This is a genomic window from Corynebacterium otitidis ATCC 51513, from assembly GCF_000296405.1.
GTDB classification, from domain to species: domain Bacteria; phylum Actinomycetota; class Actinomycetes; order Mycobacteriales; family Mycobacteriaceae; genus Corynebacterium; species Corynebacterium otitidis.
The window spans coordinates 26,237-34,942 of sequence record NZ_JH815195.1; the positions used below are offsets into that span (position 1 = coordinate 26,237).

The 8,706-nt window shown below is 73.3% G+C and carries 10 protein-coding genes; 2 read left to right on the plus strand and 8 right to left on the minus strand.

What is annotated here, in order from left to right; genetic code table 11:
• Positions 1-55 precede the first annotated feature (55 nt).
• The 8 genes from groES to glmS all read right to left on the minus strand — a co-directional run bounded on the left by groES (position 56) and on the right by glmS (position 7,082).
• Complete coding sequence (gene groES / locus HMPREF9719_RS07515; protein WP_004601390.1) at positions 56-355, minus strand: co-chaperone GroES; 300 nt, start codon at positions 353-355, stop codon at positions 56-58.
• 200 nt (positions 356-555) lie between these two features.
• Complete coding sequence (gene tsaD, locus HMPREF9719_RS07520) at positions 556-1,599, minus strand: tRNA (adenosine(37)-N6)-threonylcarbamoyltransferase complex transferase subunit TsaD (protein ID WP_004601391.1); 1,044 nt, start codon at positions 1,597-1,599, stop codon at positions 556-558.
• 43 nt (positions 1,600-1,642) lie between these two features.
• The gene (locus tag HMPREF9719_RS07525; protein ID WP_004601392.1) at positions 1,643-2,110 is read right to left on the minus strand and encodes a GNAT family N-acetyltransferase; all 468 of its coding nucleotides are present in this window, start codon (positions 2,108-2,110) and stop codon (positions 1,643-1,645) included.
• Entirely contained in the window at positions 2,107-2,769 is a 663-nt protein-coding gene (tsaB, locus tag HMPREF9719_RS07530) for a tRNA (adenosine(37)-N6)-threonylcarbamoyltransferase complex dimerization subunit type 1 TsaB (protein WP_004601393.1), read from the minus strand. Before tsaB ends, HMPREF9719_RS07525 begins: the two co-directional genes overlap by 4 nt.
• Before the next feature lie 31 nt (positions 2,770-2,800).
• Positions 2,801-3,430 (minus strand): vitamin K epoxide reductase family protein, encoded by a 630-nt coding sequence (locus HMPREF9719_RS07535; protein ID WP_004601394.1) that lies wholly within the window; start codon positions 3,428-3,430, stop codon positions 2,801-2,803.
• 108 nt (positions 3,431-3,538) lie between these two features.
• A complete protein-coding gene (tsaE, locus tag HMPREF9719_RS07540) occupies positions 3,539-4,051 on the minus strand; it encodes a tRNA (adenosine(37)-N6)-threonylcarbamoyltransferase complex ATPase subunit type 1 TsaE (protein WP_004601395.1) in 513 nt (170 codons plus the stop codon).
• A gap of 8 nt (positions 4,052-4,059) precedes the next feature.
• Positions 4,060-5,178: an alanine racemase gene (gene alr / locus HMPREF9719_RS07545; protein ID WP_004601396.1), complete on the minus strand. Its 1,119-nt coding sequence runs from the start codon at positions 5,176-5,178 to the stop codon at positions 4,060-4,062.
• Between the two features lie 35 nt (positions 5,179-5,213).
• Positions 5,214-7,082: a glutamine--fructose-6-phosphate transaminase (isomerizing) gene (gene glmS, locus HMPREF9719_RS07550; protein WP_004601397.1), complete on the minus strand. Its 1,869-nt coding sequence runs from the start codon at positions 7,080-7,082 to the stop codon at positions 5,214-5,216.
• A 169-nt stretch (positions 7,083-7,251) separates the two neighbouring features.
• Here glmS and HMPREF9719_RS07555 point away from each other — a divergent pair, with 169 nt between their 5' ends.
• On the plus strand, positions 7,252-7,713 hold the full coding sequence (locus tag HMPREF9719_RS07555; protein ID WP_004601398.1) for a PTS glucose transporter subunit IIA: 462 nt from the start codon (positions 7,252-7,254) through the stop codon (positions 7,711-7,713).
• A 66-nt stretch (positions 7,714-7,779) separates the two neighbouring features.
• Entirely contained in the window at positions 7,780-8,640 is an 861-nt protein-coding gene (locus tag HMPREF9719_RS07560) for a dienelactone hydrolase family protein (RefSeq protein WP_004601399.1), read from the plus strand.
• Positions 8,641-8,706: the final 66 nt, after the last annotated feature.

Below are 8,706 nucleotides of genomic sequence, written 5' to 3' on the forward strand. Positions count from 1 at the left end.
TCCCAATCACTCCTTGATTGATCTCAGGTGACGGTGTGGGTGTCGTTTTCGGGAGCTAGTTGCCGACGACGGCGAGCACGTCGCGCGCGGAGAGGATGAGGTAGTCCTCGCCCTCGTACTTGATCTCCGTGCCGCCGTAGCGGGAGAACACGACGGTGTCGCCCTCCTTGACGTCGACGGGGATGCGGTTGCCCTGGTCGTCGAAGCGGCCCGCGCCCACGGCGAGGACCTTCGCCTCCTGCGGGCGCTCCTTCGCGGAGTCCGGGATGACGAGCCCGGACGCGGTCTGCGTCTCGGCCTCGAGCACCTGCACGAGGATCCGGTCCTCCAGCGGGGTGATGTTGACGTTAGCCACGGTCAGTCCTCCAAAATCGAGCGTTCGATGTTTAAAGATGTGCCGGTTGCTGGGTCTCCAGCACAGCCGTCGTCGCGGGTGAACAACTGTGTGGCGAACAACCTGCCTGGCACTCTACCCCTGCGAGTGCCAGCATTCAAGGATCGGCCGTGCCAGTAAGCCGCGCTGCGGGGCGCGCTGCGCAGGGCAAAACCGCCCGGCTAGACGAGCGGCACCTCGACCGGCAGGGCGGTGTCCGTCGCCGCGCCGAGCCCGGAGGGCTGCCTGCCGCGGGCGATGAGCTGCGCGGCCGCCGCGGCGATCATGAGCCCGTTGTCGGTGCACAGCGAGGCGCGCGGGATGCGCAGCGCCACCCCGGCCTCGGCGGCGCGCTTTGCGGCGAGCTCCCGGAGCCGCCGGTTGGCGCTCACCCCGCCGCCGAGGAGCAGCGTGTCGACGCCGAGCTCCCGGCACGCGTCGACGGCCTTGGCGGTGAGCACGTCGCAGACCGCCTCCTGGAAGGAGGCGCACACGTCGGCCACCGCGACGGGCTCGCCGTCGCGCTCGGCGGCCTCGACGTGGCGGGCGACGGCGGTCTTGAGCCCGGAGAAGGAGAAGTCGAAGCGGTGGCCGCGCTCGCGGTCCTTCGGTCGGGTGAGCGCGCGGGGGAAGGCGATGGCCTTCGGGTCGCCGCCGCGGGCGAGCCGGTCGATATTCGGCCCGCCGGGGTAGCCGAGGCCGAGGAGGCGGGAGACCTTGTCGTAGGCCTCGCCGGCGGCGTCGTCGAGGGTGGTGCCGAGCTCGCGCATGGGTTCACCCGGCCCGGGCACCTCGAGGAGCTGGGTGTGGCCCCCGGAGACGAGCAGCGCGACGGCCCGGCCGAGCGGCTCGCCCTCGAGAGAGGCGACGGCCACGTGCCCGGCCAGGTGGTTGACGCCGAAGAAGGGCACTCCCCACGCCGCGGCGTAGGCCTTCGCGGCGGACGCGCCGACCAAGAGAGCCCCGGCGAGGCCCGGACCGACGGTCGCGGCGACCGCGTCGGGGCGCTCGATGCCGGCCTCGTTCAGCGCGCGGCGGACGGTGGGCACGATCTCCTCGAGGTGCGCGCGGGAGGCGATCTCGGGGACGACGCCGCCGAAGCGGGCGTGCTGCTCCATCGAGGAGGCCACCTGGTCGGCGCGCTCGACGATCCGGCCGTCCTCCGTGAGCTCGACGATCCCGACGCCGGTCTCGTCGCAGGAGCTCTCGATGCCGAGGATGATCACGTCTCTTTTCGCCCTCTCCGTGTTCTCTCCGAGTGTGTTGTCGTCACCGGCCGGCGCGGCCTGCGGCCTTCCTGGGCCGCATCATGGCCAGCGCGTCGCCCGGCTGATAGTAGCCCTTCAGCAGCCCGGCGGCGCGAAACCCGCGGCGCTCGTAGAGAGCGATCGCGGCCTCGTTACCGGCGCGCACCTCGAGGGCGACGGGCAGGTTCGCCCCGTCGGCGAGCCCTAAGAGCGCGTCGACGAGCCGCCCGCCGAGGCCCCGGCCCCGGTGGCCCGGCGCGACGCCGACGGTGAGCAGCCGCGCCGCGGGCTCTATCAGCAGCATCCCGCCCGCGGCGGCGAGCCCGCCGCCGGGCGCGTCCGCCCCGAGGAAGGTGCAGGCCGGGTCGCGCAGCGCGTCTGCGTATTCATCCTCGTCCCACGGCCCCTCGAGGGGGAAGATCTCCCGGTCGAGGGCCGCGGCGGCGGCCGCGTCGCCGGGGCGAAGCCTGCGCAGGCGAGGGGTGCTCACCGCTCGTCCCCGCCGAGCACCCGCTTGGGCGGCGGCGGGACGGCCGCGTCGGGGCGGCGCAGGTAGGCGGGCTCAAGGGGGCCGGGCTCGGCGCCGAGGTCCGCGGCGGCGACGAGCCCTTCGGGGGTGAGGGCCGGCTCGAGGCGCGGGAGGTCGGCGAGCCCACCGCCGAGTAGGGCGGCGAGCCGCTCCTCGCCGGCGACCTTGTCGGCCGCGACGTCGAGCTCAGCGGGCTTGCCCACCCCGGGCCCGGCGACGCGCAGTCCGCCCTCGTAGAGCGCCCAGTAGACCTCGCGGCGGCGCGCGTCGGTGACGACGAGGACGCGGCCCTCGTCGGGGCCGAGGCCCGCGGCGATCGCGTCGTGGGTGAGGGCCTGGTAGACGGGGATCCCGCGCGCCTGGGCGATGGCCGCGGCGGCGGCCATCCCGACCCGCAGGCCGGTGAACGGGCCCGGGCCGCGGCCGACGACGACGCGCCCCAGGTCGCCGAAGCTTAAGCCCGCCTCGTCGAGGAGCTCCACGACCGCGGGCACGAGGCGCTCGTTGTGGCCCCGGGCGTCGCTGATCGCCCGCCCCGCCAGCGCCGTCGGGTTCTCGTCGCCCTCGACGAGGCCGACGACGAGGTCGGGGGTGGCGGTGTCGATCGCTAGCGTAATCACGGCCCCCAAGCCTACTTAGCCGACGGCGGGGCTAGCCGAGGTAGTCGCGGAACGCGAAGAGAATGAGCAGGGCGATGGCCGCGAGCCACGCGACGGCGATGAGGTGGCGCCACCGGTAGAAGCCGCGCTCGAACGCGCCGCCCGAGCCGTACTCCTTGAGCCCGAAGGCGGCGACGTAGACGAACCCGACGAGCGAGCAGGCCCACACCGCCATGCAGTAGGGGCACAGCGCCCGGATCGTGAAGAGCGCGTGGTACATGAGCCAGTGGCAGAACAGCGTGGCGAGCATGAGCCCGCCGGTCGCCGCGGCCCAGAACCAGCCGGCGAACCGCCCGCCGGCGAGCACCGCCGCGCCGATCATGCCCACCAGCGGGAAGCCCAGAAGGCCCAGGATGGGGTTGGGGAACCCGAAGACCGAGGCCTGCGGGGACTGCATGACGTCCGCGCAGGAGACGAGCGTGTTGATGTCGCAGCTCGTCGTGTAGCCGGGGTCCTCGGCGAGGTGGAGCTTCTCGACCTGGATGATCGCCGCGCAGAGGGCGCCGATCGCGCCGACGACGATGAGCAGCCACGCCAGGCCCGCGCCCGGCGCGCTCCCGCGAACGGGGGCGGCGGGCCGCCCGGCGTCGGCGTCGGTGAGTTCTGCTGCGCTGGCGGCCATGTCTCTCCCCCTGTCGCGAGGCGCCGGGCCCCGGCCGGTACTTCCCCGGGGCCTCGTCGGCGCGTGGCGGGTTGTTTTCCTCATCGTACGACCGGCCCGCGCCCCGGCCTAACCGGCCGCGGCGCGCTCATTATCCCCGCCGGGGCCGCCGGTGCGCCAGCGCGCGCGGCGTCCCTCCTCGTCGGGGCCGCCGCGCTCGAGGTCGACGACGAGGTGCCGCTCGGCGAGGCGCTCGACGAGCCCGCCGCCCCACTCGGCGACGACCGCGGAATCCTCGGCGCGGGACTCGAGGTCGAGCGCGTCGAGCTCCCCGATGGGGTCCGCGGCCGCGTCGGGGTCCTCGCCGAGCAGCCGGTAGGCGTCGACGTGGATGAGGCCCGGGCGGCCCTTAGGTCCGGGGTGCTCGCGGGCGATGATGAACGTCGGGGACGTCACCCGGCCGCGCACCCCCATGCCGCGGGCGATGCCCTGGGTGATCGTCGTCTTGCCCGCGCCGAGCGGGCCGCGCAACACGACGAGGTCGCCGGCCTCGAGCGCTTCGCCGAGCTCCTCGCCGAGCTCCCACGTCGCCTCCGTGTCGGGCAAGAACCGCTCTCCGGCGGCGGGAAACGAGTCCTTCATGGCTCCCCTCAGGCTTTCTCGGTGGGCGCGGTCTCGTGGCGGAAGCGCCCCTTCGGGGCGCAGACGATCTCGTTGGAGATCGTCCCCAGCCTCCTAGCAAGCACGTCGACGGGGGTGCCGCCCGGCCCGGCGAGCACCGCCTCGTCGCCGGGTGCGACGCCGTGGGGGTTGCCGCCCAGCCACACGACGATCTGGTCCATGCACACCCGGCCGACCTGCCGGTAGGCGGTGCCGCGGATGGTGGGGGTGAGAAGCCCCTGCGCGGCGCGCGGCAGCCCGTCGGCATAGCCCACGGGAAGCACCGCGGCAAAGCCGTCGGCGGGCGCGCGCCACGTCAGCCCGTAGGACACCCCGTCGCCGGCGCGAAGCCGGCGCACGTCGACGACCCGGGCGATAAGGCTGAGCGCCGGCTCGAGGCGCCCGGCGAGCCTGGGCGGGGCGACGTGCGGCGCCATCGCCTGCAGCCCGTAGGCCGCGATGCCGACGCGCACCATGTCGAGATGCAAATCGGGACGGGTGAGCGTCGCCGCCGAGTTCGCCAGGTGGGTGCGCGGCGCCGCCACGCCGAGCGAGCGCACCGTCTCCACCGCGCGGGAAAGGCGCGCCGCCTGCCGGTCGGTGGCGGGATCGCCCGGGTCGTCGGCGGCCGCGAGGTGGCTCATCACCCCGGTGATCGTCGCGCCTGCGCTCTTAAGGACGCGCACCGCCTCGGGCAGGTCGTCCTCGGCGATCCCGTTGCGGTGCATGCCGGTCTCGACCTTGAGGCACACCCGAGCGCGCTTCCCCAGCCCGGCGGCCGCGACCGCGCGGGCGTGCGCGGGCGAGGTCACGGCGAGCTCCACGCCGCGGGCAAGCAGCCCCGCGACCGGCTGGGAGGGCTCCCACAGCCACGCGAGGATCGGGCCTAAAAACCCGCCGCCGAGCAGCGCCTCGGCCTCCTGCGGGGTCGCCACGCCCACCGCGTCCGCTCCCCCGGCGAGCGCGGCGCGCGCCGCGGTGAGCGCCCCGTGGCCGTAGCCATCGGCCTTGACCGCGACGAGCAGCCCCGCCGGGGCGACGAACTCCTTGAGAAGCGCGCAGTTGCGCTCGATCGCGCCGGGGTCGACGCGCGCGGTGAGAACGTCCATGGCCCGCCATTGTGCCACGGGCCGGGACCGCGGTCTTACTCGACGGTGACGGACTTCGCGAGGTTGCGCGGCTTGTCGATGTCCTCGTTGCCGCACTGCTCGGCGATGAACGCCGCGAGGTACTGCAGCGGCACCGTCGCGAGCAGCGGCTGCATGATCGTCGAGGTCTTCGGCAGCCTGATGAGCCAGTTGGCGTACGGCTCGACGGCGGTGTCGCCCTCCTCGGCGATGACGATGGTCTTCGCGCCGCGCGCCCGGATCTCCTGGATGTTGGAGACGATCTTCGAGTGCAGCGTCTTCACCCCGCGGGGGCTCGGCACGATGACGACGACCGGGAGGCCATCCTCGATAAGAGCGATGGGCCCGTGCTTGAGCTCGCCTGCGGGGAAGCCCTCGGCGTGGATATAGGCGAGCTCCTTGAGCTTCAGCGCGCCCTCCAACGCCACGGGGAAGCCCACCCCGCGGCCGAGGAAGAGCATCGTGCGGATCGCGCCGAGCGCCGAGGCGATGCGCTCCGACTCGTCGCCGACGGTCTCAAGCAGCCGCTCGAGCAGCGCCGGGATCTCCTCTAAGGTGTCCCAGATCTCGGCGATCTCCTCGGGGTACTTCGTGCCCTTCGCCTGCGCGAGCGCCAGGCCGATGATGTAGTTCGCCGCGACCTGCGCGAGGAACGCCTTCGTCGAGGCGACGCCGATCTCCGGGCCGGCGTGCGTGTAGAGCACCGCGTCGGCCTCGCGGGGGATCTGCGAGCCGTTGGTGTTGCACACCGCGAGCACCTTCGCGCCCTGTGCGGAGGCGTGGCGGGCCGCCTCGAGCGTGTCGGCGGTCTCGCCCGACTGGGACACCGCCACCACCAGCGTGCGCGAGTCCACGACCGGGGAGCGGTAGCGGAACTCGCTGGCGACCTCGATCTGCACGGGGATGCGCACCCAGTGCTCGATCGCGTACTTCGCGAGCAGCCCCGAGTGGTACGCGCTGCCGCACGCGACGACGAAGATCTGGTCGATGCCGCGCAGCTCCTCCTCCGAGAGGTGGTCCTCGTCGAGGATCACCCTCCCATCGGAGAAGTGCCCGGCGAGCGTGTCGCGGATCGCGGCCGGCTGCTCGTTGATCTCCTTCATCATGAACGACGAGTAGCCGCCCTTCTCCGCGGCCTCGAGGTCCCAGTCGATGGTAAACGGCCGCCCCTCGGCGGGCTCCCCGTCGAACGTCGTGATCTCGTAGCCGTCGCGGGTGATCTCCACGACGCTGTCCGGGCCCAGCTCCACCGCGTCCTTGGTGAACTCGATGAACGCCGCGATGTCCGAGCCTAGGAACATCTCCCCGTCGCCCACGCCGATGATCAGCGGCGTGGAGCGCCTCGCCGCGACGATCCGGTCCGGGTAGTCGGCGTGCGCGAACAGGATCGTGAACGCGCCCTCTAAGCGGCGCAGCACGGCGTGCGCGGCCGCCGGGAAGTCGCCCTTGTGCTCGCCGCGGGTGTACTCGAGCTCCACGAGGTGCGCGGTGACCTCGGAGTCGGTATCCGACTCCAGCTCGATGCCGGCGGCCTCGACCTCGTCGCGCAGCGCGGCGAAGTTCTCGATGATGCCGTTGTGGACGATCGCGGCCTTACCGTCGAAGGACAGGTGCGGGTGGGCGTTGTGGTCCGTGGGCCGGCCGTGCGTCGCCCAGCGGGTGTGCCCGATCGCGGCGGTGCCGGTGAACTCCTCGGCGCCGATCTCCTCGATCTTGTCCTCCAGGTTCGCGAGCTTGCCCGCCCGCTTGACGGCCTTGATCGAGCCGCCGCCGTCGACGACCGCGATGCCCGCCGAGTCGTAACCGCGATACTCCATGCGGCGCAGCCCCTCGAGCCCCACCGTGAGGCTCGAGCGGCCGCCGACGTATCCGATGATTCCACACATGGCGCTCACTCTAATGGATGGAAACCCGCGCCCCGCCCCGCCCGGCCCCGCTCCCCGGCGCGCCCCGGGGGCCGGCGCCACCAAGCGGTAGTATCCTCGCCCCGAACGCGCCGGCCGCGCCCGGCCGGCGCGCCCGACCCGAACCGCGACAGATAAGCAAGGGGGCCCGGTGACCGTCGCGCTTAGCCCCGTGCGCGGGGCCGTCGTCGCCCAGCCCGAGATCCCCGACTCGCTGCTTCGCGGCGGCGAGGTGGGCGCCGGGCTCGCCGTGCGGCCCACCGCCGCCGGCGCGACCCGCGTCGTCGCGCCGCTCGAGGGCACGCTGCTGCGCGCCCGCCCCGACCAGCTCGTCATCCGCACCCCCGAGGGCCGCGGCCTGTGGCTCGGCGTCGGGGTCGGCGCGGAGCGCCTCGCAGGCTACGCGGCGCTGTGCCACCGCGGCCCCGGCGAGCAGGTCGGCGCGGGAGACACGCTCGTCTCCGTCGACTTCCGCGCCCTTGCCGAGGCTGGCGCGGAGCCGCTGTGCCCCGTTTTGCTGCTCGACGCGCGGCCCGAGGCCATCGAGCTCCTCGCAGAGCCGGGCGACGCCCTCGAGCCCGGCGACGCACTGTTTCGCACCACCGGAAGATAGGACCACTCCCCCGCCGCGGCGGGATCCCCTCGGCCGCGGCGCGCGGGCGCGACTATCCTATGGGGCGTGTCTGCGAACCTGAAGAAGTCTCTAGCGGCCCTGTCCAAGCACGGACCCTACCGGGTGCTCTCCGGGGACCTCGCCTACGCGGGGGTTCCCGGGCGCCTCTACACGCCGGAGGAGGGCAGCGGCATCCCCGGCGTCGCGTTCGCACACGCGTGGCTGAAGAAATCCAAGGCCTACGACTCGACGCTGCGCCACCTCGCCAGCTGGGGCATCGCCGTCGCCGCGCCGGACACCGAGTCCGGCTTCAACCCGAGCCACCGCGGGTTCTCCGCGGACCTCGACTCCGCGCTGCAGATCCTCGGCGGGGTGCGCCTCGGCAACGGCAACGTCACCGTCTCCCCCACCCGGCTCGGCGTCGTGGGCCACGGGATGGGCGCCGGCTGCGCGATCCTCACCGCACAGAACTACCACCGCGTCAAGGCGGTCGTCGCGGCGTTCCCGTCGGTGACGTCCCCGTCGTGCGAGTACGCCGCCCGCGGCGTCGACACGCCCGGGCTCGTCATCGGCAGCGGCAAGAAGCAGCTCGTCGCGCAGGGCTACCCCGCCACCGTCGCGAAGAACTACGGCGGCCCGGTCGTCTACCGGGAGATGGACAAGGCCGACCACGAGTCCTTCTCCGAGGACACGCTCTTCAAGCTCGCGTTCGGGCTCGGCGGGCCGCAGCGCTCCGCCCGGGAGACCGAGCGCGGGCTTATCACCGGCTTCCTCCTCCACCAGCTCGGCGAGCAGAAACGCTACGCCGCGTTCTCCGACCCGGAGGCCACCGCGAAGGGCGTGACCTCGCTTAGCGGCGAGGAACTCGAGAAGAAGGCCGAGGAGGAGGACCCGCGCCACCTCCCCGACGAGCTGCCCTCCGCCTAACACCGGGCGCCGAGGCTCTTATCTTCTAGCCCGCGCGGCGCGCGAGGATGCCCTGCACCCGCCGGC